Source organism: Mesorhizobium sp. NFR06, assembly GCF_900115245.1.
In the GTDB taxonomy this organism is placed as follows: domain Bacteria; phylum Pseudomonadota; class Alphaproteobacteria; order Rhizobiales; family Rhizobiaceae; genus Mesorhizobium.
In genome coordinates, this window is record NZ_FOVT01000008.1 from 97,034 (window position 1) to 120,563 (window position 23,530).

Genomic DNA, 23,530 nt, shown 5'->3' on the forward strand with positions numbered 1-23,530 from the left:
CCGTACGATGCAGTAATCCCATCAGGCGACGACTATTTTCACATATGTCTGCATCCCACGGAAGAAGACGAAAACTGCTTCTTCGCACCAGCCGACGCGATGTAGGTAGGGACCCCGACAGAGCTGCGCAGGTTGGGCTCCTCACGCCTCCCGGAAATCCTTCAGCGACGGCATCATCGCTCTACCGGCAGCGGGAAATGATCGGCATGGCGGCAAGCCTTCTCATGGCAGCCCTATGTGCATATGCGTTGATGCTATCTCCGGCCCGCTCGGAGCCGGGGCAGACGCCGATCGCCCGCTGCAATGCCTTTTTGCGGCTATTCGAGTTCCCCTTTTTTAGTCTGAAATACCGGCTCATCAGTACCAGGCTGGAGGGCGATCCGCCGCAAGTCACGATCGAATACGAGACCCGCAACAAGCTGCATGCCCCAGGACGTTCGGTCGGCATGTGTGAGATCGACCGAGATCGCCGACACATCAATTTCGTCACCGTGGACGGATTGCGCAGCCAAATCATCTTTGACTAACGAAGGTCAGGGGCAAGGCGTCCAAGCTATGTGCCGCCGAAGCGGAAAACGCCGCTGGCCACGTAATCGCGAAAGTAATATCCGCCTATATCTAAATTGAGCCCCGTCCCAACAGCCGCCACCAACGTTTACCGAGAACAGAACTGCCCCTTGCGCAAATATTCGCTTTAAGAGATGCTTAACCCTAAGCCGTGGGAGGGCTGGGGTATGAGAGTAAAGGCGTTGATGGCACTGTGTGCCACTGCCGCGCTGTGCGGCTGTCAAACAAGCAATCAAGCAGACTACGTTCAGATCGGGTACGGGCCGAGTTTCGACGTCGCCCATGCTCAATGCGAGATGCAAAAGGGGTCGGCTGACCAAGGCTATATTGCTATCGGTTCCCCGGGGTTTGTTGCAGGTGCCGGCATCGGCAATGCGTTGGGCAACTTGGCCCTTGAAGACCAGTACATGAAGAACTGCCTCATCCTGAACGGATGGAAACGTGCACCGCATGGCCAGGGCGCGCCAGCGGCAGCCGCGGCCGTTGCTGCCGGCGTCACGCCGACACCCTACGGGGTAGCTCGCGCGCCTGGCAGTTGGATCAACACGGCCCTGCTAGACTGGTCGGACGCCAACAAAAAGTGCATCGCCGGCGACAAGACGGCTTGTGCTACGAAGGTAAAGTTGGGCGCGAAGCTGAAGGCCGCCGGCATCAACCCTTCTCCGGTATAGAAACGCGTGGCCAAGAAGTTCGACTTTCGCAATATGACGGTTTTTATCGGCGCAGCTCTGGGCTTCTCGCTTTTGGTGGGCAGACCGTTCTTTGCTGCTTGGTTCAAACCGTATGCGCTCCCCTTGGCCTTCCTAGTCGTGATAGGAATGTTTGGGATGGTAGCTATTCAAAATAAGATCTCCATCGGCCGCGCCTTCCCGGGGCAGAGAAACGTGCACGTAGTGAGGAAATCTCGTGTCGCTGTTTTGATATTGATTTGTGTCATCCTGGTAGCGAATTTCCTGTTTCATTTGATGTATGGATAGATCCACGGAGAGCCTCGCGAGCACGTTTGCGGGTCGGTTGTGCTCCGCCTAGCCGAAAGCTACGCCACGGGCCTTGCAATCGGCGTGGGCTTCGCGATCGTTCGCGCCTTCGCCGGCTAATGCGGCAATACGCTTGACGATGACAACGAGCAGCGCCGCGATGAAAACGACGATGATTGCCGCGCTAGTCGAATTCGTTTCGCCCATTCTTGGGCCCCGGTCGTCGGCCTGCGCCAGCGCTATTAGCTGTACAGGCGCCGGCCGTCCTCGCCGTGGCAGTCAGCGTCGGATGCCTGAAGGCGTTTTGGTCGGCTGGTTATGGCCCGGCCTGATATGTCTCAAAAGAGACATGGGGTTCGCAAGCCGGGCCATACAACCACGGCTGTTGGCCGAGGGTAATGTCTTATTAGCGCTACATAAAACAATCCGCAACTGCACGAGAATGCAGCATCTAAACCTCTGCGCGAATTAGTAAACGCTTGAATTTCTGTCCCACCCGGAGCATCCTAACTGGCGACCGAACGCTAAGGTGGAAAAGGGGAACGTCATGGAATCCGTTTGCTATCTCCCAGGCGGGATTTGCCTTGCATCGGTGTTCGTCAGCATTGCGATGACCTTTATCGTCTTGGCGCCGTTCGCCGCGACGCGCCTGCTGGTGTTGAGGATGCGGGAACGCGCTGTCGGGAAACTTCAGGTCGCGTAAATCGCTCGCGAAATGGCTCCAGCAATCAAGGGCGCATTGATCATTGCGGCGGCGCCTCCGCCGCGTTGCTCGGCCGGCTCAACCCACTAGCGACTTTGGCGCGCCAAAGCCGGCGATCTCAATTCGTAGAAGTGAGCGGACCGTCTCGCCAGTTCGCAAAATTCCGTTGGTGTCAAACCTGTAAAACGGCGGAAGTCATGAACGGCCTGCGATTGATCAAAGTAGGCCTCATCGACAAGCTGCGTAAATTTCTCGTTCGGATCTTGCAATATCGCTTTGATAGTTCGTCTCAACCGCGCAAGTTGGCGAAAGCGGACCGGCGAATTTGCCGTCGCTCTCCTGAAACGGTTCTCAATCTGTCTCTCGCTCAGTCCCACAAGATCGCAGATTTTGGAGATCGATAATGTTCCCGTCTCGAGAAGTCGGAAGGCGGCATCGAGGGTGCGCCGCTCTGCTCGGGGATTGAGACGTTGCTGGAGAAAATGGTTCAGCAGGTGGATCCGCGTGCTGTCAAGCGCCGTGGTTGCGATTTGCTCCGTCAGTACCGTTGCCTCTTGTCCCCAGATCACCTCGAGCGGAACAATTCTGTCTGCGAGTTCGGAAACAGGTACTCCCAGCAGATTTTCTGCCATGCCCGCCCGAATGCGGACAGCAAGAAAGTGAAATCCCGGCACGGCCTTCGGGTGAATGGGCTGGCTACGGCAGCACAAAACATGGGCCCGCGGCGGTTGTTTCCCATTAAGCAGAAAGCCTTGTGCAACGTGAAAGAATAGCTCAACTCCGCCTGGGCTTGGCCGGAACGGCATGAATTCGATGTTTTCGCCAGGATTGGTCGAACGTGACCAGTAGCGATCAACCACGTGACCTATCGATTCGATCGGGCGATAGGAGATGCTCAGCATCCAAGCCTCTCGAAATCCATGAATTGTTTGTTACGCCACTTTCCGCAGTCGCCATCGCATACACTGACTATCTGGGCTCAGTGTACAGGCGCACGATGCCGGTTATGTTGTCGTCGCCCATGCCGCGATCAATCCCATGCCGGAAGACCTCGCGGGCCGCGGTAGCCACAGGCATATGCTTTGAGGAGCCGGCGCCCGCCATAGTGATTGCATATCCAAGGTCTTTGTCCACGAGTTCTACCGGAAACAATGGTTCGAACGTGCCCGCGAGCATGGAGGCGGCCATTGTTTTCGCCGCTGGGCTGCTGGCCGGCGTCGCGCCAATAATCTCGACGGCTCGATCGACATTGGCGCCCAGCCGCTGCAGCAGGCCAATGAGTTCGGCCATTGCGCCGGCCTGGATAGCGAGAAGAGAGTTGACGGAGAGCTTCACCATGGCGCCTGCCCCGACCGGCCCAGCGTGATGTACTGCCGTCCCCATGGCTTTGAGCAGCGGCTCTGTTCGCGCGAGAAGTTCCTTCTCGCCGCCGACGAGATAGATCAGCTGGGCCGCCTCCGCTTGCGGGCGTCCGCCTGCCACCGGCGCTTCCAGGAAAGCAACGCCGCGAGCCGATGCGGCCTTGGCGAGCTCGCGGATCCAAACCGGCGTCAGTGTCGAGCTCTCGATCGCCACCGCGTCCGTCTTGAGCCCGGCAAGCGCTCCCGTGTCCTCATCGAGCCATATTTTCCGCGATGCAATGTCATCTCGAACCATGGCGATCACGAAATCTGCTTCTGCCACGGCCTCTCGCGGCGAGCCGGCGAGATGCGCTCCTGCAGCAATGAGCTGATCCGCCGCCCCTTTTGATCGGTTCCACACCGTCAAACGGTGCCCTGCCTTGAGCAGATTGGCTGCCATGCGCGAACCCATCGCCCCAAGTCCCAGAACTGCCACTTCAGCCATCGGAAATCCTTTCCGTCCATCGTAGGTTGTATGAAGCCAATCCAGTTGTGTGCTCGCCAGCTAAATGGCGAACACGCTTAGATCGCGCGGCTGTCCGCCGGCGCGGCCATGTATTCAGCAAAGACCTCGAACGCGGTTGCCGCGGGCGGCTCTCTAAGCAGGTAATTGAACGCCGATAGCGCATCACGCACATGGGGAGAGGCCATATGAGACTCCCAAGCGGCATGATCGCGGTATTGTTCCACGACATTAAAATGCGTTGGGTCGGACGTGCTCTGAGCGGCGTGATACGACACCGCGCCCGGCTCGGCCGATGTCTGCCGCGTGAGATCGATGAGGATGTCACGGACTTGATCGACGGTCTCGGCCCGGGCGAGAAGATTCGCGATGAACATCATTGGCAAACTCCCTGTTGGTGCTGGAATCTTAGGTCGGCGAAGCTGCGTCGCATTGTAGAAATGCGAAATGGCAGCGAAATCACGCCGCGGTGCCGGACGCGTCAGCAACACTGTAGATGCAGTTCTGGAAGCATGTGGCTGAATTCCCAATTCGCATTCGCTACGAAGGCTGGTTCGGAAAACGCTATGCCGAGCAGATGAAGCTTAGGATTGTCGATCGCGACACATTCACCCGCTTCATTTGGGGATGAAAAAGCCCCCCACGGGGAAGGCGGAAACAGAGGTCCGCAGCCCCAAGCAGACCCACAGCTATGGTAATGTTGCGGGCGAGCCCAGCTGTTTGTGCCATTCCCGGTGATCGCGGGTACGTTTGCAACGGACAAGCCGCTCGAAATTACCCGGGCGCAAGCTTGATTGCCGATGTAATCCTTAGCGAAATTTGCACCAGGACCAATGGCTGTGGGCTCGCTATCGCTTATTTACGCGACACACTGGACGCATTGATTGTCATCATCGGTGACGCCTTTCGGCATTAGCCGATGACCGTGTCGCCGAGGTGTGATCCCAAGCTCTCGGAGAGGCGCCGGGTGACGTGTCGCATGAGATCCGGCGCGGCGCGGTCGTAGCCATAGACCCACTCCGGGAAGTTCAGCGGCTCTTGCGCCGCCCAGATCTCGTCGTGTCGGTCGGGCGGCAGGATGCGAGCCGGGTCGCCGACAGCCACCCAGCCGATCGGCACCGTGCTGCCGGCGGCGAGGCGGGTGCGCAGGTGGACGGTTGCATGGACGCGTACTTCCGTGCCGCGGCCGAGATGCGCGCCGTGGAAGATCGCAGCGGCGGTCGCGACGAAGACTTCGTCCTCGATTGTTGCGCCAATGACATGGGCGTTCGGCCCGATGAGGCAGTGATTGCCTATGATGCAGCCGTGACGAGGATTGGCGCGGATCACCGCGTTCTCCATCACGATACAGTCGCAGCCGATCTGGATGGAGCCGCCTGCTTCGCCGATCACCCGTGCTCCGTGCAGAATGCGCGCGCCGGCTCCAATGGTCACGTCACCGCAGACGGTCGCGTCGGCGGCGATCCAGGCTGTGGGGTCAACCTGCGGGCTCTTGTTGTCATGGGTGAACAACATATGGTTCTCCTTTAGCGCCGGCGGCGTGCTCGAGTTCGTTCGCGCGGGTGCCGATCGGACAGAGCGGCCCGCTGCAGCCCCTGTGATCGCAGAGCCGGCAGGTCGTACGGGCGAAGGTCCGCGACCGGGTTGCCGACGCGAGCAGGCGATCGAGGGACCGCTCGAACTGCACACGTTCGGCCTTCGGCAGTGTTGCCAGCAGGCGTTCCATGGCGTCCAACCGACCTGCCTGTAGAGCATTGGCACTTTCCGATCCTTCGCGGGTAAGGGCCAGCGGCGCTGTCCGCCCCGATCGTCCTCCGCGCACGACAAGGCCACGTTGGATCAGGCCACCCACGACACGGACCGCGGTTGGCTGCGTGACCCCACCGATCATGGCGAGCTCTGTCGCCGTCATTGGCCCGTGATAGTGTAAGGTCAGCAGAAGTGCCGCGGCACTGCGCGAGAAATCGCCGAACGATGTCTCGATCGCGTCGACGACGAGCAGTCCCATGACGCCAAGTTTGTTTCCATCTAACATATGCATAGGCTATGCATCTTTTACACTCGCGTCAAGACGACCGGACGTCCGCAGCAAGCGCTTCAAAATCATGCGATCGCCTCTGTTGCGCGCGACAGTAGGTCTTCCGCCAGCCGTGACGCGGCCTCCCGCGCTTCCTGGCGAGCCGCATGATCAATATCGGGTCATAAACCTGATGGTGGACGGCGGCTGAATTGCGGGCTGACAGTCGACAAGGCGCGCCGCTGCGCCGATCTGGCGACAGGAACTTTTGCGGAAACCGCCCGTTGACCCAGCTTCGAGGGTGTCGACGACATCTGGATTCGTTGCCTTGTATGCGAAATCTGAAAGAAACGAGCGCGAAATCGCTCCAACCGAAGAATCGCGGGCTCTGCCGCGATCCGATCGGCAGCACCGCCCACCGGACGATGACAAGGCGGTGGATGACAGCCGAACCGATGAGACGCGCGCGAACGACAGCCGGTCGGATTGCAACAGGCCCGGCCCGCTGAGACGCCATCCCTTTGTAGCGGCGGCTGTCGCGATCCTCGTTTTGTTGTGCGTCGCGGCGGTGGTGATCTGGTGGATCGACGCTCGTCAGTATGAATGGACCGATGACGCCTTCATCGACGCACGTACGGTGACGGTCGGCGCCGAAATTTCCGGTCGTATCACCGACGTCGCCGTCACCGACAACCAGCCGGTCGAGGCCGGCGCCGTGCTTCTGCGCATCGACGACAGCGACTATCAGGCCTCGCTCAAGCAGGCCGAGGCCGGCGTGGTGGCTGGGCGGGCAGAGATCGCCAATGTGCAGGCCCAATCCGAGGCGCAGAACGCCAAGATCGATGCCGCCGAGAAGCAGGTGGCACAGGCGCAGGCGGCGCTCGAATTCGCCAGGTCCGAGGACCAGCGCAACCGCGAGCTCCTGACCAAGGGCACGGCGACGCAACAGCAGGCGCAGCAGGCCGCGTCGACCTTGCGCCAGGACCAGGCGGCCCTTGATACCGCCAATGCGAATGCCGAGGCCGCCAAGAGCCAGATTGCAGTCCTGCAGGCACAAGTCAAAAGCGCCGAGGCCAGGCTGCAGCAGGCGCAGGCGACCGAGGACCAGGCCAGGACCACCCTCACCCGCACGACCATCACCGCCCCCGTCGCCGGCCATGCAACCAACATCACGGCGGCGAAAGGCACTTATGCGCAGCCCGGCCAGGTGCTGATGATGTTCGTGCCCAAGGACGTCTGGGTGAAGGCGAACTTCAAGGAGACGCAACTCGACCTGATGCGACCGGGCCAGCCCGTCGACATCGTCATCGACGCCTATCCCGAAAAGACCTTCCACGGTCATGTCGACAGCGTCCAGGCCGGCAGCGGCACGGCGTTCAGCCTGCTTCCGGCCGAAAACGCCACCGGCAATTTCGTCAAGGTGGTGCAGCGCGTGCCGGTCAAGATCGTGTTCGACCAGCCGCCCGGCGTCTATCTCGGTCCCGGCATGTCGGTGGTGCCGACGGTCAAGGTGCGATGACGGATGCCGTAGTAAGTCCTGGCGGCGAGAGCCGGTCGGCAGCCGGCGGCCGCAATCCCTGGCTGATCGCGATCGTCGTCTCGATCGCGACCTTCATGCTGGTGCTCGATACCTCGATCGCCAATGTCGCGCTGCGCAATATCGCGGGCAGCCTGGCGGCCGGCATGGACGAGAGCACTTGGGTGATCACCACCTATCTCGTTGCCACCTCCGTCATCATCCCGGTCAGTGGCTGGCTGGCCAGCGTCATCGGCCGCAAACGCTATTACATGATCTGCGTGGCGACTTTCACGCTCGCATCGCTGCTGTGCGGGCTCGCTCCCAATCTGCCGACGCTGATTGCTTTTCGCATCCTGCAGGGGTTGGGCGGCGGCGGCATGGCGCCAAGCGAGCAGTCGATCCTCGCCGATACCTTTCCGCCCGAGAAACGTTCGCAGGCCTTTGCGCTCTATGGCATCGCGGTCATCGTCGCGCCCACGGTGGGGCCAACCATCGGCGGCTGGCTGACGGACAATTTCTCGTGGCACTGGATCTTCTTCATCAACGTCCCGTTCGGCGTCATGTCGCTGGCACTCGTGCAATGGCTGGTGATCGAACCCGACATTCTCGAACGCGAGCGCCGCCAGCGATTGAGCAACGGACTTAAGGTCGACTGGATCGGCTTCATCCTGGTGGCGATGGCGCTCGGCTGCCTCGAAGTGTTCCTCGACGAAGGCCAGCGCAACGACTGGTTCGCATCGACCTTCATCGCCACCTTCGCCGTGGTCTCGGCGGTGTCGTTCCTGCTGCTCGTCCCTTGGGAGTGGACCCGGCGCGATCCCATCGTCGACGTCCGCCTGCTTTTCACCCGGCAGTTCGGCATGTCGTTCCTGGTCATGATGGCGGTCGGCGCGGTGCTTTTCAGCAGCACGCAATTAGTGCCACAGCTGCAGCAGACCACCTTCGACTACACCGCCACCCTTTCCGGCCTGTCGATGATGCCGGGTGGCATCGCCATGCTCATGCTGATGCCGGTCTCTGGCTTTGCGGCCGGCATCGTTCAGCCGCGCTATCTCATCATGATGGGCATGTCGGTCGTCGCGGTAGCGCTCTGGCACATGACCTCGCTGACGCCCGACGCCAGCTTCAGCTTCTTCGCCTATGCGCGCATCTTCATGATGATCGGACTGCCGTTTCTCTTCATCCCGATCTCGACCGCTGCCTATGTCGGCCTGGCGCCGCAGAAGACCGATCAGGCATCCGCGTTGATCAACGTCGCGCGCAACATCGGCGGCAGCATCGGCGTATCGTTGTCGAACACGGTGATTGCCCAGAACGCCCAGCTCCACCAGTCGGTGCTGGTCGGCCACACGGCGCAGTCGAGCGAGGCCTACCAACAGACGCTTCGCCAGGTGACGGACCATTTCGTCGCCGAAGGCTCGCCGCTGGTCGAGGCCAGGCAGCAGGCCGTCGGCTGGATCGGACAGGAGATCGGCCGGCAGGCATCGCTGCTCGCCTATGTCGATGTCTTCTTCAATTGCGCGGTGGCGACGGCAATTCTCGTGCCGCTCGCTTTGCTGCTGCGGCCGCCCAGATCCGCGCCGGCCAAACGTTAGCTATTCGGTCACCCGGCGCTTGCGCCAGCGCGCTCGGCGCGCCAAGCTGGCGGCCTGCGGAGGAACCTCATGCGCAACATCCTGGCATCGGCACTGCTTTTGGCGGCGGCATCCTTCTCGACCAACGCAAGCGCGCTGGACAGCTCCGCCACATCGGTGGTGGTGACGCCGCTGGCATCGAAGACGACGACCGCTTCCGGCCAGCCGATCACGCTGCCGCAAAAGAACGTCGAGGTTCAGGTTTCTTCCTATCAGATCGCGCCGGGCGCGACCTTGCCGGTGCACCAGCACCCCTTCCCCCGCTATGCCTATGTCGAAGCTGGCACGCTCAAGGTCACCAATGTCGAGACGGGTGCCAGCAACACCTACAAGACCGGCGACTTCATCGTCGAGATGATCGGCCAGTGGCACCAGGCCACCAACATCGGCACCGATCCGGTGAAGCTTTTGGTGATCGACCAGGTCGAACAGGGCGCCAAGAACACGATCCTGAAGCAGTAGCCGGCAAGGCGTCCGCCTCTAATGCACGATGCCGAAAAGTGTGAAGCATTTCCGGACGACATCATGCTCTATCTCTTTGATTTAGAGCCGGATTCAGATTTCAGGTCGACTCGACCTGAAATCACCCGGCTCTAGCGGACGCCCGGCCGTTGCCTCAGCCCCAGACGCCCACTGGCTGTCGCGTGGTCGCGTTCAGCCGGTTGAAGGCATTGATCAGCGCGATCTGGATCACCAGGGCGGCGAGCGCCTTATCGTCATAGTGGCGCGCGGCCTCGTCCCAGACTTCGTCCGGCACCGCGTCGGAGCGGTCGGCCAGGCGCGTCGCGGCTTCGGCGAGCGCAAGCGCTGCGCGTTCGGCGGCGGTGAAGTATGGCGTTTCGCGCCATGCGGACACGGCAAAGATCCGCTCGTCGGTCTCGCCCGCCTTCTTCAGCTCGCGCGCATGCATGTCGACGCAGACGCTGCAGGCATTGATCTGGCTGGCGCGCAGGTGAATGAGCTTGCGCGTCACATAGGGCACGTCTGCGGCTTCCGTCGATTTGTCCAGCGCCAGGAGCGCCTGCAGCGCGCCGGGAATGAGCATCACCGGGTTCTTCAATCTTGCTTCCATAATCCGTCTCCTCGAGTCGTCGCGGCCGACAGGCCTCGCTTCAATCAATAACCATTTGGTTATGAATAACCCATAACCTTGCAGTTATGCATTGTCAAGCGGCTTCTGCGGCTGGACCGATCGTTGCGGCTTTCGCGGCGACCCGCCCGATGCTAGGGCTGACCATCTCCTTGAAAGCACGGACGGAACCAGTGGCGGACACGCAAAAACCCCTGATCGAAATCTGCGTCGAAGGCATTGACGGGCTGCTTGCCGCGCAGGCGGCCGGCGCCGACCGGGTCGAGCTCTGCGCCAGCCTCATCGAGGGCGGCATCACTCCGAGCCTCGGCACGGTGCGCGCCGCGTTGGAAAGAGCGACCATCCCCTTCCATGTCATCGTACGGCCGCGCGGCGGCGACTTCCTCTATAGCGAGGCCGAATACCGCTCGATGCTCGCCGATGTCGAAGCGCTTCGCGAGCTCGGCGTGGCCGGCGTCGTGGTCGGCTGCCTGACCCCCGACGGCGTCATCGACGAGCAGCGCATGGCCGCGCTGGTAGAAGCCGCCGGTCCGCTCAACGTCACCTGCCACCGCGCCTTCGACATGACGCGCGACCCGTCGGAGGCGCTCGAAGCCCTGATCCGCTGCAAGGTCGGCCGCGTGCTGACCAGCGGCCAGCGCGACACGGCTATCGAAGGTATCGAGCTTCTGGCGCAGCTCGTTCGCCAGGCGGGCGAGCGCATCATCATCCTCGGCTGCGGCGCCCTGGCGCCCGACACCATCGGCGAAGTGCGTAGGCGGACCGGATTGACCGAGATGCATTTCGCCGCGCTCGCGGACGTGCCGAGCGCCATGCGCTACCGCAACCCGAACGTCGGCATGGGCGGCACCGACCTCGACCGCGAATACCGCAACACGGTGACGGACGAGACGCTGGTGGCGGCGACGATCGCGGCCGCGAGAGCCTGATGGCCGGGACGATGACCAAGGAAGTACTGCCGATCGAACGCGTCTCGCCCGCCGACGAGGCCGCCATCCTCGCGCTCAACAACGAGCATGCGGCGGAACTGTCCTGGCTCGAGCCGGAACGGCTTTCATTCCTGCTCGGCGAAGCTTTCTACACTCGCCGTATCGGTATGCTCGAGGCTTTCATCATGTGCTTCGACCAGGACGCGCGCTACGACAGCCCGAACTTCCTCTGGTTCCGCGAGCGCTATCCACGCTTCGTCTATGTCGACCGCGTCGTCGTCGCCGCCGAAGCGCGCGGCCGCGGCCATGCCCGCCGGCTCTATGAGGATCTGTTCGAGCATGCCCGGGACTCCGGTTACGCCGTTGTCACCTGCGAGGTGAACGCCGATCCGCCCAACCCGGCTTCCGACGCCTTCCACGCCGCCCTCGGCTTTGCCGAGATCGGCGATGCGGTGATCCATGGCGGCAAGAAGTCGGTGTGCTACTATGCCAAGCCGATCGCCGGCTGAACGCTGCTGGCCTGAAGAACAAGCCAAAGCTAATATGGATGCTCCGCTGGCTGGGGCGCGACATCATGGCGAGCAACGTCTTCCGCTTCGACGAGAGCTGGGACATCCCGGAGGGAACGCCTCAGGAGGTATGGGACGTGCTGTCGGACGCCAAGCTGCTGCCGCTCTGGTGGGGCGATGCCTATAAGGAGGTCGAGCCGCTCGACAACAAGGGCAAGGGCGTCGTCGGCGCGCGGGCCAGGGCCAGGGCACGCGGGGCCCTGCCCTATGAGCTGAACTTCATCATCGAGGCCGCCGAGCTCGAACCCGGCCGGCTGGTGGTCGTGAAGACTTTCGGCGATTTCGACGGGCTCTGGCGGGCCGAACTGTCGCCGTCCGGAACCGGCACGCATGTCGACCTGATCTGGCAAGTCACGGTCGAGAGGCCGATTCTCAAACTCCTGGCGCCGCTGCTCAGGCCTGCCTTTGCCTGGAACCACCGCTGGACGACGCCACGCGGCGAAGCCGGGCTTCGCCGTTACCTGGCCACACAGAAGAGCGGCAAAACCGAAGCAATTCCAGGAAAAGCGTGACACGGTTTTCCCTCCGGAATTGCGTCGAACGAAGAGTTCTGGTCACCAGTTTCGATTGAGCCAACCGCGGGCCGGTTTCTCGATCACGTAATAACTGCAGAGCGCGCAGGCGAACACGGCCGCAAGCATCGGGATCGACGCGCTGCCGCGCTCATCGACGAATTTGTAGAAGGGCTGCTGCCAGAGATAGAGCGAATAGGACCACAGACCGAGCATCACCATCGGCCGCGATGACAGCGGCCCTGTCGCATAGCCGCCGGCGAAGTCGAGCGCGTTGACGGCCAGCGCCAGCAGCGGCACGCTGACAAGATAGTGGATCGGGGTCGGCACCGGATCGAGGAACAGCAGCACGCCGCTAACCGCGGCCGCAAATGCCACATGCCGGCTTTGCAAGGCAGCCGGCAGGCGGCCGTCGGCCTTGAGCAGGCAGATCGCGGCGGACAAAAGGATCGAGGCGATATGCACATCGGTGCGCCAGTAGGTGGTCTCGTAGCCGATGCCGAGAACCCCGTAGGAAATGGCCCCGTTGGCCATCGCCAGCAGCGCCAGCAGCAAAAGCAGCCGCACGACATTCGTCCTTCCGGTTACCACCACGCTGATCAGCGCCAAGAGGATGTAGGAATGCTCCTCGACGCAGAGCGACCAGATATGGTCGAGCGCGCCGGCGCGGGTGACCAGGACGCCCGCGTAGTTGTAGGTGAAAGTCAGCGCCGTCAGCGCCGCCTTCCATTTGTACGCGATGAAGGTGCCGGCAAGCCCGACCATGGCCGCGATCACGAACGCAAGCAGCGCGGGATAGATGCGCGAGAAGCGGCGCTTGAAGAATTTTTTCAGCGGAAAGCGCTCGATGAACAGGATTTCGGCCATCAGCCGCCCGCTCAGCACGAAGAAGAACTCGACGCCGAGAACGCCGAGGTTGATTCCCGGTACGGGAAAGAAATGGCCGATCAGCACCAGGGCGATCGACAGGCCGCGCCAGCCGTCGAGATAGGCCAGCCTTGTCCGTGCGGCTTTGTCGGCTGTGGCCCGAGGCAGGACACCGGCCGTTGCGGAGATGTCGGTCATGCCCGTCCTTCGCAACTCGATGGCCCGGCACGGATGGCCGTGCTGGAACCGCTTCGCTTCCCGCCTCATTTATTTTGCAGTGCGGGATATTATTGTGCAAGTGCGAAACTGCGAATCCTCGGGCCATTCCCGCCAAGTTGTTGCGAATACAAAAGAAAAGGGGCCGCGATGGCCCCCTTCGTTTCACCCGGAATGAGCGCGTTCAAGCGTTTGCCGCGGCCACCGCGCGCTTCGCCATCACCGCGATCAGATTGGCGCGGTAGTCGGCGGAGGCATGGAGATCGCCCATCAGCCCCTTTGCCGATACTTTGAGGGCGTCAAGCGCCGAGGCGTCGAAATTCTTCGCCAGCGCCGCCTCGATTTCCTTGGAGCGGAAGACGCCGTCCTCGCCGGCCCCGGTCACCGCCGCCCGCACCCCATCCTTGCCCTTGGTGACGAACACGCCGACGATGGCATAGCGCGAAGCAGGGTTGCGGAATTTCTGGTAGGCGGCCTTGGCCGGAGCGGTGAAGGTCACCGCCGTGATGATCTCGCCCTCCTTCAGCGCCGTCTCGAACAGGCCCTTGAAGAATTTTTCCGCCGCGATCTCGCGCTTGTTGGTGACGATCGTCGCTCCGAGCGCCAGCAACGCCGCCGGATAGTCGGCCGCCGGATCATTGTTGGCGATCGAACCGCCGATCGTGCCCTTGTAGCGCACGGCCGGGTCGCCGATCAGGGATGCCAAATGCGCAAGCGCCGGACAGGCCTTCTTCAGCTTCTCGTCGGTCGAGACGTCGTAATGCGTCGTCGCCGCGCCGATCGTGACCGTCTTGCCGGACACCTTGACGCCCTGCAGTTCCTTGAGCCGCGACACGTCGACGAGGTCTGACGGCGCCGCGAGCCGCGTCTTCATGGCAGGGATCAGCGTCATGCCGCCGGAGAGCAGCTTGGCGTCGCCGTTCTTGAGCTGCTTGGCGGCGTCGGCGACAGAGGAAGCGCGATGATAATTGACCGAATACATGTTCGTCCCTCCTCAGTGCTTCGTCGCGCGGATGGCTGCCCACACCGTCGCGGGCGACGCCGGCATGGCGATGTCGACGACGCCGAGCGCGTCGGTGATGGCGTTGATGACCGCCGGTGGCGAACCGATGGCGCCGGCTTCGCCGCAGCCCTTGATGCCCAGCGGATTGCCAGGGCATGGCGTGTTCGAGGTCGAGATCTTGAAGGACGGCAGGTCGGCCGCGCGAGGCATGGTGTAATCCATGTAGCTCGCGGTCAGCAGTTGGCCATTGCCGTCATAATACGCCCCTTCGAGCAACGCCTGGCCGACGCCCTGCGCGATGCCGCCATGCACCTGCCCCTCGACGATCATCGGGTTGATGATGTTGCCGAAATCATCCGCCGCGACGAACTGCACGATTTCCGTCAGTCCGGTTTCCGGATCGATCTCGACCTCGCAGATGTAGCAGCCGGCCGGGAAGGTGAAGTTGGACGGGTCGTAGAAGGCGGTTTCCTTCAGGCCGGGCTCCATGCCGGCGGGCAGGTTGTGGGCGGTGTAGGAGGCAAGCGCCACCTGGAGCCAGGGCAGGCTCTTGTCGGTGCCGGCAACCTTGACCTCGCCATTCTCGATGACGATGTCGCCTTCGTCCGCTTCGAGCAGATGCGCCGCGATCTTCTTGGCCTTGGCTTCGACCTTGTCGAGCGCCTTGGCGATCGCCGACATGCCGACGGCGCCGGAACGCGAGCCGTAAGTGCCCATGCCCATCTGCACCTTGTCGGTATCGCCATGCACGATCGAGACGGAATCGATCGGCACGCCGAAGCGCTGGGTGACCAGTTGCGCGAAGGTCGTCTCGTGGCCCTGGCCGTGGCTGTGCGAGCCGGTCAGCACCTCGATGGTGCCGACCGCATTGACGCGTACCTCCGCCGATTCCCACAGCCCGACGCCGGCGCCAAGCGAGCCGACCGCCGCTGACGGCGCAAGGCCGCAGGCCTCGATGTAGCAGCTCATGCCGATGCCGCGCAGCTTGCCTTGCTTGGCGGCGTCAGCGCGGCGCTTCGTGAAGCCGGCATAGTCGGCGGCTTTCATCGCCGCGTCGAGCGAGGTGTTATAGTCGCCGGCATCATAGTTCATGATCACCGGCGTCTGGTGCGGGAACGACGTGATGAAATTCCGGCGCCTGAGTTCCGCCGGCGACACGCCAAGCTCGCGCGCCGCCGTTTCCATCATCCGCTCCAACACGTAGGTGGCCTCCGGCCGCCCTGCCCCGCGATAGGCATCGACGGGCGCCGTGTTGGTGTAGACCGTGCGCACATTGGCGTGGATCGCCGGGATGTCGTACTGGCCCGACAGGAGCGTCGCGTAGAGATAGGTCGGCACGCAGGACGAGAACAGCGACATGTAGGCGCCGAGATTGGCTATGGTGTCGACCTTGAGGCCGGTGATCCGGTTGTCCTTGTCGAAGGCCATCTCCACCGTCGAGACATGGTCGCGACCATGCGCGTCCGAAAGGAAGCTTTCGGTGCGGTCGGCTACCCATTTCACCGGCACGCCGGTCTTCTTCGATGCCCACAGGCAGACGATCTCTTCGGGATAGATGTAGATCTTGGAGCCGAAACCGCCGCCGACATCCGGCGCGATCACCCTGAGCTTGTTTTCCGGCGCGACGTTGTAGAACGCGCTCATCACCAGCCGCGCGAGATGCGGGTTCTGCGACGTCGTCCAGCAGGTGTAGTGGTCCTCGGCCTTGTCGTAATGGCCAAGAGCCGCACGTGGCTCCATGGCGTTCGGCACCAGCCGGTTGTTGACGATCTTCATGCGCGTGACATGGGCCGCCGACTTGATCGCCGCGTCGGTCGCCTTGGCGTCGCCGAGTTCCCAGTCGAAGATCAGATTGTTCTCGGCCTCGCCATGGATCTGTGGCGCGCCGGGTTGAATGGCCTTCGTGGCGTCGACCACGGCCTTCAGTTCCTTGTAGGTGATCTCGACCGCTTCGGCCGCGTCGCGCGCCTGGCCCTTGGTGTCGGCGACGACGATGACCACGGCGTCGCCGACATAGCGCACCTTGTCCACCGCCAGCGGCGACCAGGCGCCCATCTTCATCGGCGTGCCGTCCTTGGAATGGATCATCCAGCCGCAGATCAAATTGCCGATGCCGTCGGCCTTGAGTTCCTTGCCGGTCAGGACGCCGACGACGCCGGGCATCGCCTGCGCTTTCTTAACGTCGATCTTCTTGATCTGCGCATGCGCGTGCGGACTGCGCACGAACACGGCATGCTTCATGCCGGGTACCACCATGTCGTCGACGTAGCGGCCGCCGCCGGTGATGAACCTCTTGTCTTCCTTGCGCGCCACGCGAGCGCCGACGCCTTCGATACCCATAGGAAATTCCTCCCGAATTTAAGGGAATAGGCAGTAGGAGTTAGGCAGTAGTGAGGGCCCGCGGTCGTATCGCCGTTTGCTTATTCCCTATTGCCTACCGCCTACTCCTAAGCTGCCTGCTTCGCCCTGCCCTTGGACCCTTTCGACATCGCCTGCGATGCGGCGAGGATCGCCTTCACGATGTTGTGGTAGCCCGTGCAGCGGCAGATATTGCCGTCGAGTTCGGCGCGCACCGTCGCCTCGTCGAGGCCCTCGGGATGGTGCGCTATCATGTCGGTGGCCGCCATGATCATGCCGGGCGTGCAGAAGCCGCATTGCAGCCCGTGATGCTCCTTGAACGCGGCCTGCACCGGATGCAGCTCGGCGCCGTTCGCCAGCCCCTCGATGGTGACGATGGTCGAACCCGAGGCCTGGACCGCGAGCATCGTGCAGGACTTCACCGCCCTGCCGTCGACATGCACGACGCAGGCGCCGCATTGCGAGGTATCGCAACCGACATGCGTTCCGGTGAGACCGAGATGTTCCCTCAGGAAATGCACCAGCAACGTTCGGTCCTCGGTACTCCCGCTGACCCGTTTCCCATTCACCGTCAACGACACGTCCGACATGCAACCTCCCTGGGTATGACCTTGGTCATCTTTGCCGATGCCGTGCTCGTGCTTCGGCAGTGCGCTATCCTCATTTCGCGCAACGGTAACAAACAGCGCGGCCGGCATTCCGCCAATTGTACTTTCGGTCATGGCCGGCAAGCTGCTGAGCACGGTGCCCGGCCCATTGCCAAATCGGGGATTGAAGGCAAAGATGCCCTCGACGCGAAGCGTGGCTGAGACGCATAAGAAAAGACACGCATAAAATAAGAAAAAGACACGCATAGCGTCGGAGGAATTGCGGAGAAGGCATCTGGCCAGTTCGAGCACGCGCTACGCATCGGGCCTTTCGGCGCTCACCACCGATGAGCCCGACCCGAATGCCTTTGCCCGGGCCATCGCGACCGAAGCAGCAATCGTCGAGGCCGGCTTCGCGCTTCTGTTCTTCTCCCAGAGCCTGGTCGACGCGGCAGCGCTCGCCCAGGCGCTGAAACTACATGCGCCTTCCCTTGCCTATGCCGGCTGCTCGACCGCCGGCGAGATCACGCCGCAGGGACTGGAGGAAGGGCATATCCTTGCGTTGCTCCTGCCGTCGACGTCGTTTTCGACCGTCTCCACCATGGTCGAAAACCTGTCCTCCTCAGGCATGGACAGGATCACCGGCGAGGTCGCGACACTGCGGCGCCTGCTGCGCGGGCGCGTCGGCCACGATCGCTCCAATGGCATATTCGCGCTCTGCTTCATCGACGGGCTGTCCTATGCCGAGGAAGCGGTGACCTCGGCCATCCACTGGGGGCTGGACGACATCCCGCTGATCGGCGGCTCGGCCGGCGACGACCTGAAATTCGAGACGACCAGTCTGATCGCCAACGGCAGGGTCGCGTCGGACAGCGCCATCATCGTGCTGGTCGCGACCGAGATACCCTTCCACGTCTTCAAGACGGACAATTTCATCCCGACCGACGAGAAGCTGGTGGTGACGGCGTCCGACCCCGACCATCGTGTCGTGCGCGAATTCAACGCCACCAACGCGGCGGAAGAATATGCAGCCTCCGTCGGTATCCTGCCGCAGACGCTGACGCCGCTCAGCTTCGCCTCGCACCCCGTCGTCGTGAAGGTCGGCGGCGAATATTACTGCCGCTCGATCCAGCGCATGCACCCTGACGGCTCGTTGTCCTTCTTCTGCGCCATCGATGACGGCGTGGTGCTTTCCATCGCCCAGCCGAAGAACATGGTGGAATCGACGCGCACCGCTCTCCAGGATGTCGAGCACAGGCTCGGCGGCATCGACATGATCCTCGGCTTCGACTGCGTGCTGCGCCGGCTCGACGCGCGCAACCGTCAGGTCTTCCGCGACATTTCCGAGCTCTATCGGACCAACAAGGTCATCGGCTTCGGCACTTATGGCGAGCAGTATCGCTCGATGCACCTCAACCAGACCTTTACCGGCATCGCCTTCGGCGAACGCCAGGCGGCCGAGTGAGCGAGATGCCGCTTCGCGACATCAACGACCTCGAAAAGCTGAAAAAGATCAACGCAGCGCTTGTCAGCCGCGTCGAGCGTTCGATGGACCAGCAGGGCAACGCCTTCTCGCTGTTCCAGACCGCTATTTCGCTGGAAAACCGGGTGCGCAACCGCACCGAGGAACTGCACGCGACGCTGCGCCGGCTCGAGCAGACGAACATCGACCTCAGCGCGGCGAAGGAGAACGCCGAGCTGGCGAACCTCTCCAAGACCAGGTTCCTCGCCGCCGCCAGCCACGACGTGCTGCAGCCGCTGAATGCCGCGCATCTGTCGGTCTCGGCGCTGGCCGAGGTGCAGACCAGCGATGAGGGCAGGAAGCTGGTGCGCCAGGTCGAGCGCTCGCTGGAGACGATGGAAGATTTGCTGCGCACGCTGCTCGACATCTCCAAGCTCGACGCCGGCGTGGTGCAGGCCGAAATCGGCGACGTCAGCCTGGAGGCGCTGTTTTCCTCGCTGCGCTCGGACTTTCTTCCGGAAGCGCAAAAGAAGGGCCTGTCGTTGAAATTCCGGCCGGTCAATGTCGTCGTGCGCTCCGACCGCACGCTGCTGCGGCGCATCTTGCAGAACATCCTCTCCAACGCGCTGCGCTATACCCGCTCAGGCGGCGTGCTGGTCGGCACCAGGCATCGCGGCGACACCATCCGCATCGACGTCGCCGACACCGGCTGCGGCATTCCCGAGGACCAGCGCGAAGCCGTGTTCGAAGAGTTCCACCGCGGCACCTCGACCCTGACTGACGGCGGCCTGGCCGGCGGGCTCGGCCTCGGCCTCGCCATCGTGCGCCGGATGGCCGCGGCGCTCGGCCACCCCGTCACCTTTTCCTCGAAGGTCGGGCGCGGCACCATCTTCCACATCGACGCGCCGATCGGCATGGCGGCGGCCGAGCCGGCGGCGGCCATCGCCGACCTGGAACGCCCGCGCGGCTACGGGCTGTTCGGCACCAAGGTGCTTCTGGTCGAAAACGACGCCGACGTGCTCTCCGCCATGACCTCGCTGCTCGAACGCTGGCAGTGCCTGGTCCGTGCCGCGACCTCGACCGACGATGCGCTGGACCTGCTCGGCGATACCGACTGGGTGCCCGACATCGTCATCGCCGACCAGCATCTCGACGGCGGCGACCTGGGCACCGCGACCATAGCGGAGGTACGGGACTATCTCAGCCGCCCGGTGCCGGCCCTGATCGTCACCGCCGACGGCTCCGAGCTAGTCGCCAAGGCCGCCCGCGCGGCGGGCATAGAGCTGATGCGCAAGCCGCTGAAACCGGCGCAGCTGCGCGCACTGCTGGCGCATCTGCTGGCTTAGAGTTACCCCTCAAAACCCTGCCTGGTCCCGAAACAGCTCCGCATTGTCGAGTTTCGAGACCTCGATCACCGCTTGCGTGCGGCTGTAGACGTTGAGCTTGCGCAGGATCTCCGAGACATGCGCCTTGACCGTGGTCTCGCCCACCTGCAGCTCATAGGCGATCTGCTTGTTGAGCATGCCCTGGCGCAGCATCTGCAGCACCCTGAGCTGCTGCGGCGTCAGCCTCGCCAGCCGCTGCACCATGTCGGCGCGGTCGGTGCTGTCGGGATCCGGCGGCTGGCCCTCGTAGTTTTCCGGCACATAGACGGCGCCATCCATCACAGAGCGGATGGCGGCGGCGAGGTCGCTCTTGCGGGCCGATTTCGGGATGAAGCCGGCAGCGCCATAGGACAGCGCCTCGGAGATGATCTTCGGCTCCTCGTAGCCGGACACGATCACCACCGGCAGCCGCGGATAGCGGGTCCTGAGCTGCAACAATCCTTCGAAGCCATGCACGTCTGGCATGCTCAAATCGAGCAGCGCGAGGTCGAACGGCTTTGCGTCGGCGAGTAGCTCGATCGCCTCCGTGATCGAGCGCGCCTCGACGGTGTCGACATCCGGATAGGCCATCTGCACGGCGCTGTGCAGCGCCTCGCGAAACAGCGGGTGGTCGTCGATGATCAGGAAGCGGGCGCGATCGCTGGCGGCGGTCATTGCGGAGGTTTGGCCTCGGTTCGGTTTCGTCCGGCGCAGGATAGTCCCGCGACCATGGCCAGATTATTGCCAAATAGTCTATCGCCCAATGGTACAGAGCGCGTTGTCATTGAAACGACAGGGCAATGCGCGCGGATCGTCCTTGGTCTTGCCCGCCCGTCAAAATCGGCCGAAGGTGTGGACGATTCATTCCGACGTAGAGCCAGTCCATGCCAGAATTCGTCCTTCCGCCGCCAGCGATCGCTTCGGTTGCCGTTGCCGGCTCGGCGGAACGCTTTGCCGTGCGCCGCATCTTCTGCGTCGGCCGCAACTACGCCGCGCATGCGCGCGAACTCGGCAATGACGAGCGCGACCCGCCCTTCTTCTTCACCAAGCCGGCCGACGCGGTGGTGGACAGCGGCGCCGAGATCCCCTACCCGCCCTTGACCTCCGACCTGCATCACGAGATCGAGCTGGTGGTCGCCATCGGCAAGGCCGGCTTCCGCATTCCGGAAGCCGATGCGCTAACCCATGTCTGGGGCTACGGCGTCGGCGTCGACCTGACGCGCCGTGACCTGCAGGACCAGGCCAAGAAGGCGGCGCGTCCCTGGGATTGGTCGAAGGCGTTCGACCAGTCGGCGCCCTGCGGTCCGCTGGTTCCGGCCGCGAAAACAGGGCATCCGGTGAAAGGCCGCATCTGGCTTGGCGTCAACGGCGCGGTTAAGCAGGACGGCGACCTTGCCGAGTTGATCTGGCCGATCGCGGACATTATTTCGATCTGCAGCGAGGCGGTCGAGCTCCAGCCCGGCGACCTGATCTTCACCGGCACACCAGCCGGCGTCGGCGCGGTCCAGGCGGGCGACAGGATCACCGGCGGCGTCGACGGCATCGGTCGCGTGGAGGTGACCATCGGGCAGCCAAGGCGATGAGCGATCTCGTCCTCCATAATTACTACCGCTCCTCCACCTCCTACAGGGTGCGTATCGCGCTGGAAATGAAGGGGATGAGCTACACCTATGTGCCGCATCATCTGCGCCATGGTGAACATCTCGAGCCAGCCTATCTCGCGGTCAATCCGCAAGGGCTGGTGCCGGCGCTGGTTCTGGACGACGGCACGCTTTTGACCCAGTCGCTGGCGATCATCGAATATCTCGACGAGATCCAGCCCGAGCCGCCGCTGCTGCCGAAGGATGCACTGGGGCGCGCCAGGGTCCGGATGCTGGCGCAGATGATCGCCTGCGACATCCATCCGGTGAACAATCTGCGCGTGCTGACTTCGCTGCGAAGCTTGTTCGGTGCGGGTGACGAAGACGTCGTCAACTGGTTCCGGCACTGGGTGAACGAAGGTTTCCAGCCGCTTGAAAAGATTCTGGCCTCGTCGCCCGAGACCGGCACCTTCTGCCATGGCGATACGCCTGGCCTGGCCGACATCTGCCTTGCCGCCCAGGTCACCAACAACGCCCGTTTCGGCGTCGACATGGCGCCCTACCCGGTGATCGCGCGCATCCACGCCGCCTGCATGGCGCTGCCGGCGTTCGAGAAGGCAGCACCACAGAACCAGATCGATGCCGAATAACCCGCAAGGACTTGTCCCATGAAAGCTGTCGTCTTCGAGAAATTCGGCGAGGCGCCGACGATCCGGACCGTGCCCGATCCGAAGCCCGCCGCAGACGGCGTCGTCATCAAGGTCGAGGCGACCGGTCTTTGCCGCAGCGACTGGCATGGCTGGATGGGCCATGACGACGGCATCACCTTGCCGCATGTGCCCGGACACGAACTGGCCGGCGTGGTCGTCGCCGCCGGCAAGCAGGTCAGCCGCTGGAAGGCCGGCGATCGCGTCACGGTTCCCTTCGCGGTCGGCTGCGGCCGCTGCTTCGAATGCACCTCCGGCAACCATCAGGTCTGCGAGCACCAGACGCAGCCAGGCTTCACCGGCTGGGGCTCCTTCGCCGAATATGTCGGCATCGAGCATGCCGACACCAATCTGGTGCGCCTGCCCGAAGAGATGGAATACGCCACCGCGGCCAGCCTTGGCTGCCGCTTCGTCACCTCTTTCCGCGCCATCGTCGACCAGGGCCGGGTGACGCCTGGCGAATGGGTGGCGGTGCATGGCTGCGGCGGCGTCGGGCTGTCGGCGATCATGATCGCCAGCGCCATGGGCGCCAACGTCGTCGCCATCGACATCGCCGACGAAAAGCTGGAGTTCGCCAGGAAGATCGGCGCGGTGGCGACCATCAACGCCTCGACGACGCCGAATGTGGTCAAGGCCGTCAAGCAGATCACCAATGGCGGCGCGCATATGTCGATGGACGCCCTCGGCCACCCGACCACCTCGTTCAACTCGATCGCCAATCTGCGTCGGCGCGGCCGTCACGTCCAGGTTGGGCTGATGCTGGGCGAGCACGCCCGCCCGCAAGTGCCGATGGACAAGGTGATCGCCTTCGAGCTCGAGATCCGCGGCAGCCACGGCATGCAGGCCTATCGCTATTCCGCGATGATGGAGATGATCCGCACCGGCAAGCTGAAACCGGAACTGCTTGTCGGCAAGAGGATCAGCCTCGAGGAGGCGCCCGCGGCCTTGATGGCGATGGGCGGCTTCGAGGGCATCGGGATTGGGGTCGTGACGAAGTTCCAGTAGG

Annotated in this window: 28 protein-coding genes; 16 read left to right on the forward strand and 12 right to left on the reverse strand. The window is 63.0% G+C overall.

Going from position 1 to position 23,530, the window contains the following annotated elements; all coding sequences use genetic code 11:
* Nucleotides 1–197 precede the first annotated feature (197 nt).
* The 3 genes from F3H96_RS16130 to F3H96_RS16140 all read left to right on the forward strand — a co-directional run bounded on the left by F3H96_RS16130 (nt 198) and on the right by F3H96_RS16140 (nt 1,544).
* A complete protein-coding gene (locus tag F3H96_RS16130; RefSeq protein WP_149802712.1) occupies nt 198–527 on the forward strand; it encodes a hypothetical protein in 330 nt (109 codons plus the stop codon).
* 207 nt (nt 528–734) lie between these two features.
* The gene (locus F3H96_RS16135; RefSeq protein WP_149802713.1) at nt 735–1,238 is read left to right on the forward strand and encodes a hypothetical protein; all 504 of its coding nucleotides are present in this window, start codon (nt 735–737) and stop codon (nt 1,236–1,238) included.
* A gap of 6 nt (nt 1,239–1,244) precedes the next feature.
* Nucleotides 1,245–1,544, forward strand: coding sequence for a hypothetical protein (locus F3H96_RS16140; RefSeq protein ID WP_149802714.1), 300 nt, complete (start codon nt 1,245–1,247; stop codon nt 1,542–1,544).
* Between the two features lie 48 nt (nt 1,545–1,592).
* Here F3H96_RS16140 and F3H96_RS30585 read toward each other — a convergent pair whose 3' ends face one another.
* The 4 genes from F3H96_RS30585 to F3H96_RS16155 all read right to left on the reverse strand — a co-directional run bounded on the left by F3H96_RS30585 (nt 1,593) and on the right by F3H96_RS16155 (nt 4,490).
* On the reverse strand, nt 1,593–1,751 hold the full coding sequence (locus F3H96_RS30585; RefSeq protein WP_188131422.1) for a hypothetical protein: 159 nt from the start codon (nt 1,749–1,751) through the stop codon (nt 1,593–1,595).
* A 582-nt stretch (nt 1,752–2,333) separates the two neighbouring features.
* Complete coding sequence (locus F3H96_RS16145; RefSeq protein ID WP_149802715.1) at nt 2,334–3,149, reverse strand: helix-turn-helix domain-containing protein; 816 nt, start codon at nt 3,147–3,149, stop codon at nt 2,334–2,336.
* A 67-nt stretch (nt 3,150–3,216) separates the two neighbouring features.
* Nucleotides 3,217–4,092 (reverse strand): NAD(P)-dependent oxidoreductase, encoded by an 876-nt coding sequence (locus tag F3H96_RS16150; RefSeq protein ID WP_149802716.1) that lies wholly within the window; start codon nt 4,090–4,092, stop codon nt 3,217–3,219.
* Between the two features lie 77 nt (nt 4,093–4,169).
* On the reverse strand, nt 4,170–4,490 hold the full coding sequence (locus F3H96_RS16155) for a putative quinol monooxygenase (RefSeq protein ID WP_149802717.1): 321 nt from the start codon (nt 4,488–4,490) through the stop codon (nt 4,170–4,172).
* 116 nt (nt 4,491–4,606) lie between these two features.
* Between F3H96_RS16155 and F3H96_RS31520 the strand changes: the two genes are divergently transcribed.
* The gene (locus F3H96_RS31520; protein ID WP_280177779.1) at nt 4,607–4,741 is read left to right on the forward strand and encodes a hypothetical protein; all 135 of its coding nucleotides are present in this window, start codon (nt 4,607–4,609) and stop codon (nt 4,739–4,741) included.
* A gap of 281 nt (nt 4,742–5,022) precedes the next feature.
* On the opposite strand, the gene F3H96_RS16160 is transcribed toward F3H96_RS31520, so the two are convergent.
* Together F3H96_RS16160 and F3H96_RS16165 are read right to left on the reverse strand one after the other, a co-directional pair.
* On the reverse strand, nt 5,023–5,625 hold the full coding sequence (locus F3H96_RS16160; RefSeq protein WP_149802718.1) for a gamma carbonic anhydrase family protein: 603 nt from the start codon (nt 5,623–5,625) through the stop codon (nt 5,023–5,025).
* Complete coding sequence (locus tag F3H96_RS16165; RefSeq protein WP_188131423.1) at nt 5,609–6,118, reverse strand: MarR family transcriptional regulator; 510 nt, start codon at nt 6,116–6,118, stop codon at nt 5,609–5,611. The genes F3H96_RS16160 and F3H96_RS16165 overlap by 17 nt, the downstream gene beginning before the upstream one ends.
* A 445-nt stretch (nt 6,119–6,563) precedes the next feature.
* Here F3H96_RS16165 and F3H96_RS16170 point away from each other — a divergent pair, with 445 nt between their 5' ends.
* The 3 genes from F3H96_RS16170 (at nt 6,564) to F3H96_RS16180 (ending at nt 9,742) form a co-directional block, all read left to right on the forward strand.
* Nucleotides 6,564–7,646, forward strand: a complete 1,083-nt coding sequence (locus F3H96_RS16170; protein ID WP_244620036.1) for an HlyD family secretion protein — start codon at nt 6,564–6,566, stop codon at nt 7,644–7,646.
* On the forward strand, nt 7,643–9,241 hold the full coding sequence (locus F3H96_RS16175) for a DHA2 family efflux MFS transporter permease subunit (RefSeq protein WP_149802721.1): 1,599 nt from the start codon (nt 7,643–7,645) through the stop codon (nt 9,239–9,241). The genes F3H96_RS16170 and F3H96_RS16175 overlap by 4 nt, the downstream gene beginning before the upstream one ends.
* A gap of 69 nt (nt 9,242–9,310) precedes the next feature.
* The gene (locus F3H96_RS16180) at nt 9,311–9,742 is read left to right on the forward strand and encodes a cupin domain-containing protein (protein ID WP_149802722.1); all 432 of its coding nucleotides are present in this window, start codon (nt 9,311–9,313) and stop codon (nt 9,740–9,742) included.
* A gap of 154 nt (nt 9,743–9,896) precedes the next feature.
* On the opposite strand, the gene F3H96_RS16185 is transcribed toward F3H96_RS16180, so the two are convergent.
* Nucleotides 9,897–10,352, reverse strand: a complete 456-nt coding sequence (locus F3H96_RS16185; protein ID WP_149802723.1) for a carboxymuconolactone decarboxylase family protein — start codon at nt 10,350–10,352, stop codon at nt 9,897–9,899.
* A 149-nt stretch (nt 10,353–10,501) separates the two neighbouring features.
* Here F3H96_RS16185 and F3H96_RS16190 point away from each other — a divergent pair, with 149 nt between their 5' ends.
* Genes F3H96_RS16190 through F3H96_RS16200 form a run of 3 tightly spaced genes read left to right on the forward strand, consistent with a single transcriptional unit; the run spans nt 10,502 to nt 12,380 of the window.
* Nucleotides 10,502–11,299 (forward strand): copper homeostasis protein CutC, encoded by a 798-nt coding sequence (locus F3H96_RS16190; RefSeq protein ID WP_149802724.1) that lies wholly within the window; start codon nt 10,502–10,504, stop codon nt 11,297–11,299.
* Nucleotides 11,299–11,808: a GNAT family N-acetyltransferase gene (locus tag F3H96_RS16195; protein ID WP_244620037.1), complete on the forward strand. Its 510-nt coding sequence runs from the start codon at nt 11,299–11,301 to the stop codon at nt 11,806–11,808. The genes F3H96_RS16190 and F3H96_RS16195 overlap by 1 nt, the downstream gene beginning before the upstream one ends.
* A 38-nt stretch (nt 11,809–11,846) precedes the next feature.
* On the forward strand, nt 11,847–12,380 hold the full coding sequence (locus tag F3H96_RS16200; protein WP_244620038.1) for an SRPBCC family protein: 534 nt from the start codon (nt 11,847–11,849) through the stop codon (nt 12,378–12,380).
* A gap of 42 nt (nt 12,381–12,422) precedes the next feature.
* Here F3H96_RS16200 and F3H96_RS16205 read toward each other — a convergent pair whose 3' ends face one another.
* From F3H96_RS16205 to F3H96_RS16220, 4 genes are all read right to left on the reverse strand, one after another.
* Nucleotides 12,423–13,445, reverse strand: coding sequence for an acyltransferase (locus F3H96_RS16205; protein WP_149802725.1), 1,023 nt, complete (start codon nt 13,443–13,445; stop codon nt 12,423–12,425).
* A gap of 202 nt (nt 13,446–13,647) precedes the next feature.
* Nucleotides 13,648–14,445: a xanthine dehydrogenase family protein subunit M gene (locus F3H96_RS16210; protein ID WP_149802726.1), complete on the reverse strand. Its 798-nt coding sequence runs from the start codon at nt 14,443–14,445 to the stop codon at nt 13,648–13,650.
* A gap of 12 nt (nt 14,446–14,457) precedes the next feature.
* Nucleotides 14,458–16,806 (reverse strand): xanthine dehydrogenase family protein molybdopterin-binding subunit, encoded by a 2,349-nt coding sequence (locus tag F3H96_RS16215; RefSeq protein WP_149802727.1) that lies wholly within the window; start codon nt 16,804–16,806, stop codon nt 14,458–14,460.
* 107 nt (nt 16,807–16,913) lie between these two features.
* Nucleotides 16,914–17,414 carry a (2Fe-2S)-binding protein gene (locus F3H96_RS16220; protein ID WP_149802728.1) on the reverse strand — a complete coding sequence of 167 codons (501 nt, stop codon included), beginning with the start codon at nt 17,412–17,414 and terminating at the stop codon, nt 16,914–16,916.
* Nucleotides 17,415–17,435: 21 nt separating this feature from the next.
* Here F3H96_RS16220 and F3H96_RS16225 point away from each other — a divergent pair, with 21 nt between their 5' ends.
* Genes F3H96_RS16225 through F3H96_RS16235 form a run of 3 tightly spaced genes read left to right on the forward strand, consistent with a single transcriptional unit; the run spans nt 17,436 to nt 20,219 of the window.
* Nucleotides 17,436–17,633 carry a hypothetical protein gene (locus tag F3H96_RS16225; protein ID WP_149802729.1) on the forward strand — a complete coding sequence of 66 codons (198 nt, stop codon included), beginning with the start codon at nt 17,436–17,438 and terminating at the stop codon, nt 17,631–17,633.
* A gap of 58 nt (nt 17,634–17,691) precedes the next feature.
* Nucleotides 17,692–18,876 carry an FIST N-terminal domain-containing protein gene (locus tag F3H96_RS16230; RefSeq protein WP_244620039.1) on the forward strand — a complete coding sequence of 395 codons (1,185 nt, stop codon included), beginning with the start codon at nt 17,692–17,694 and terminating at the stop codon, nt 18,874–18,876.
* Nucleotides 18,877–18,881: 5 nt separating this feature from the next.
* Nucleotides 18,882–20,219 (forward strand): hybrid sensor histidine kinase/response regulator, encoded by a 1,338-nt coding sequence (locus F3H96_RS16235; protein WP_149802858.1) that lies wholly within the window; start codon nt 18,882–18,884, stop codon nt 20,217–20,219.
* Nucleotides 20,220–20,228: 9 nt separating this feature from the next.
* On the opposite strand, the gene F3H96_RS16240 is transcribed toward F3H96_RS16235, so the two are convergent.
* Nucleotides 20,229–20,912, reverse strand: a complete 684-nt coding sequence (locus tag F3H96_RS16240; RefSeq protein WP_149802731.1) for a response regulator transcription factor — start codon at nt 20,910–20,912, stop codon at nt 20,229–20,231.
* Between the two features lie 209 nt (nt 20,913–21,121).
* Here F3H96_RS16240 and F3H96_RS16245 point away from each other — a divergent pair, with 209 nt between their 5' ends.
* Genes F3H96_RS16245 through F3H96_RS16255 form a run of 3 tightly spaced genes read left to right on the forward strand, consistent with a single transcriptional unit; the run spans nt 21,122 to nt 23,529 of the window.
* Entirely contained in the window at nt 21,122–21,820 is a 699-nt protein-coding gene (locus tag F3H96_RS16245; RefSeq protein WP_149802732.1) for a fumarylacetoacetate hydrolase family protein, read from the forward strand.
* Nucleotides 21,817–22,467, forward strand: a complete 651-nt coding sequence (gene maiA, locus F3H96_RS16250) for a maleylacetoacetate isomerase (RefSeq protein ID WP_149802733.1) — start codon at nt 21,817–21,819, stop codon at nt 22,465–22,467. The genes F3H96_RS16245 and maiA overlap by 4 nt, the downstream gene beginning before the upstream one ends.
* An 18-nt stretch (nt 22,468–22,485) precedes the next feature.
* Complete coding sequence (locus tag F3H96_RS16255; protein ID WP_149802734.1) at nt 22,486–23,529, forward strand: zinc-dependent alcohol dehydrogenase family protein; 1,044 nt, start codon at nt 22,486–22,488, stop codon at nt 23,527–23,529.
* Nucleotide 23,530 lies beyond the last annotated feature (1 nt).

Bases quoted from the DNA above. Each gene is read 5' to 3' on its own strand.
- F3H96_RS16150 (WP_149802716.1), bottom strand. From the start codon at position 4,092: ATGGCTGAAGTGGCAGTTCTGGGACTTGGGGCGATGGGTTCGCGCATG.
- F3H96_RS16235 (WP_149802858.1), top strand. From the start codon at position 18,882: ATGCCGCTTCGCGACATCAACGACCTCGAAAAGCTGAAAAAGATCAAC.
- F3H96_RS31520 (WP_280177779.1), top strand. From the start codon at position 4,607: ATGCAGTTCTGGAAGCATGTGGCTGAATTCCCAATTCGCATTCGCTAC.
- F3H96_RS16215 (WP_149802727.1), bottom strand. From the start codon at position 16,806: ATGGGTATCGAAGGCGTCGGCGCTCGCGTGGCGCGCAAGGAAGACAAG.
- F3H96_RS16200 (WP_244620038.1), top strand. From the start codon at position 11,847: ATGCTCCGCTGGCTGGGGCGCGACATCATGGCGAGCAACGTCTTCCGC.
- F3H96_RS16185 (WP_149802723.1), bottom strand. From the start codon at position 10,352: ATGGAAGCAAGATTGAAGAACCCGGTGATGCTCATTCCCGGCGCGCTG.
- F3H96_RS16175 (WP_149802721.1), top strand. From the start codon at position 7,643: ATGACGGATGCCGTAGTAAGTCCTGGCGGCGAGAGCCGGTCGGCAGCC.
- F3H96_RS16195 (WP_244620037.1), top strand. From the start codon at position 11,299: ATGGCCGGGACGATGACCAAGGAAGTACTGCCGATCGAACGCGTCTCG.
- F3H96_RS30585 (WP_188131422.1), bottom strand. From the start codon at position 1,751: ATGGGCGAAACGAATTCGACTAGCGCGGCAATCATCGTCGTTTTCATC.
- maiA (WP_149802733.1), top strand. From the start codon at position 21,817: ATGAGCGATCTCGTCCTCCATAATTACTACCGCTCCTCCACCTCCTAC.
- F3H96_RS16135 (WP_149802713.1), top strand. From the start codon at position 735: ATGAGAGTAAAGGCGTTGATGGCACTGTGTGCCACTGCCGCGCTGTGC.
- F3H96_RS16165 (WP_188131423.1), bottom strand. From the start codon at position 6,118: ATGGGACTGCTCGTCGTCGACGCGATCGAGACATCGTTCGGCGATTTC.
- F3H96_RS16220 (WP_149802728.1), bottom strand. From the start codon at position 17,414: ATGTCGGACGTGTCGTTGACGGTGAATGGGAAACGGGTCAGCGGGAGT.
- F3H96_RS16145 (WP_149802715.1), bottom strand. From the start codon at position 3,149: ATGCTGAGCATCTCCTATCGCCCGATCGAATCGATAGGTCACGTGGTT.
- F3H96_RS16190 (WP_149802724.1), top strand. From the start codon at position 10,502: ATGCTAGGGCTGACCATCTCCTTGAAAGCACGGACGGAACCAGTGGCG.
- F3H96_RS16245 (WP_149802732.1), top strand. From the start codon at position 21,122: ATGCCAGAATTCGTCCTTCCGCCGCCAGCGATCGCTTCGGTTGCCGTT.
- F3H96_RS16160 (WP_149802718.1), bottom strand. From the start codon at position 5,625: ATGTTGTTCACCCATGACAACAAGAGCCCGCAGGTTGACCCCACAGCC.
- F3H96_RS16155 (WP_149802717.1), bottom strand. From the start codon at position 4,490: ATGATGTTCATCGCGAATCTTCTCGCCCGGGCCGAGACCGTCGATCAA.
- F3H96_RS16210 (WP_149802726.1), bottom strand. From the start codon at position 14,445: ATGTATTCGGTCAATTATCATCGCGCTTCCTCTGTCGCCGACGCCGCC.
- F3H96_RS16130 (WP_149802712.1), top strand. From the start codon at position 198: ATGATCGGCATGGCGGCAAGCCTTCTCATGGCAGCCCTATGTGCATAT.
- F3H96_RS16240 (WP_149802731.1), bottom strand. From the start codon at position 20,912: ATGACCGCCGCCAGCGATCGCGCCCGCTTCCTGATCATCGACGACCAC.
- F3H96_RS16205 (WP_149802725.1), bottom strand. From the start codon at position 13,445: ATGACCGACATCTCCGCAACGGCCGGTGTCCTGCCTCGGGCCACAGCC.
- F3H96_RS16255 (WP_149802734.1), top strand. From the start codon at position 22,486: ATGAAAGCTGTCGTCTTCGAGAAATTCGGCGAGGCGCCGACGATCCGG.
- F3H96_RS16180 (WP_149802722.1), top strand. From the start codon at position 9,311: ATGCGCAACATCCTGGCATCGGCACTGCTTTTGGCGGCGGCATCCTTC.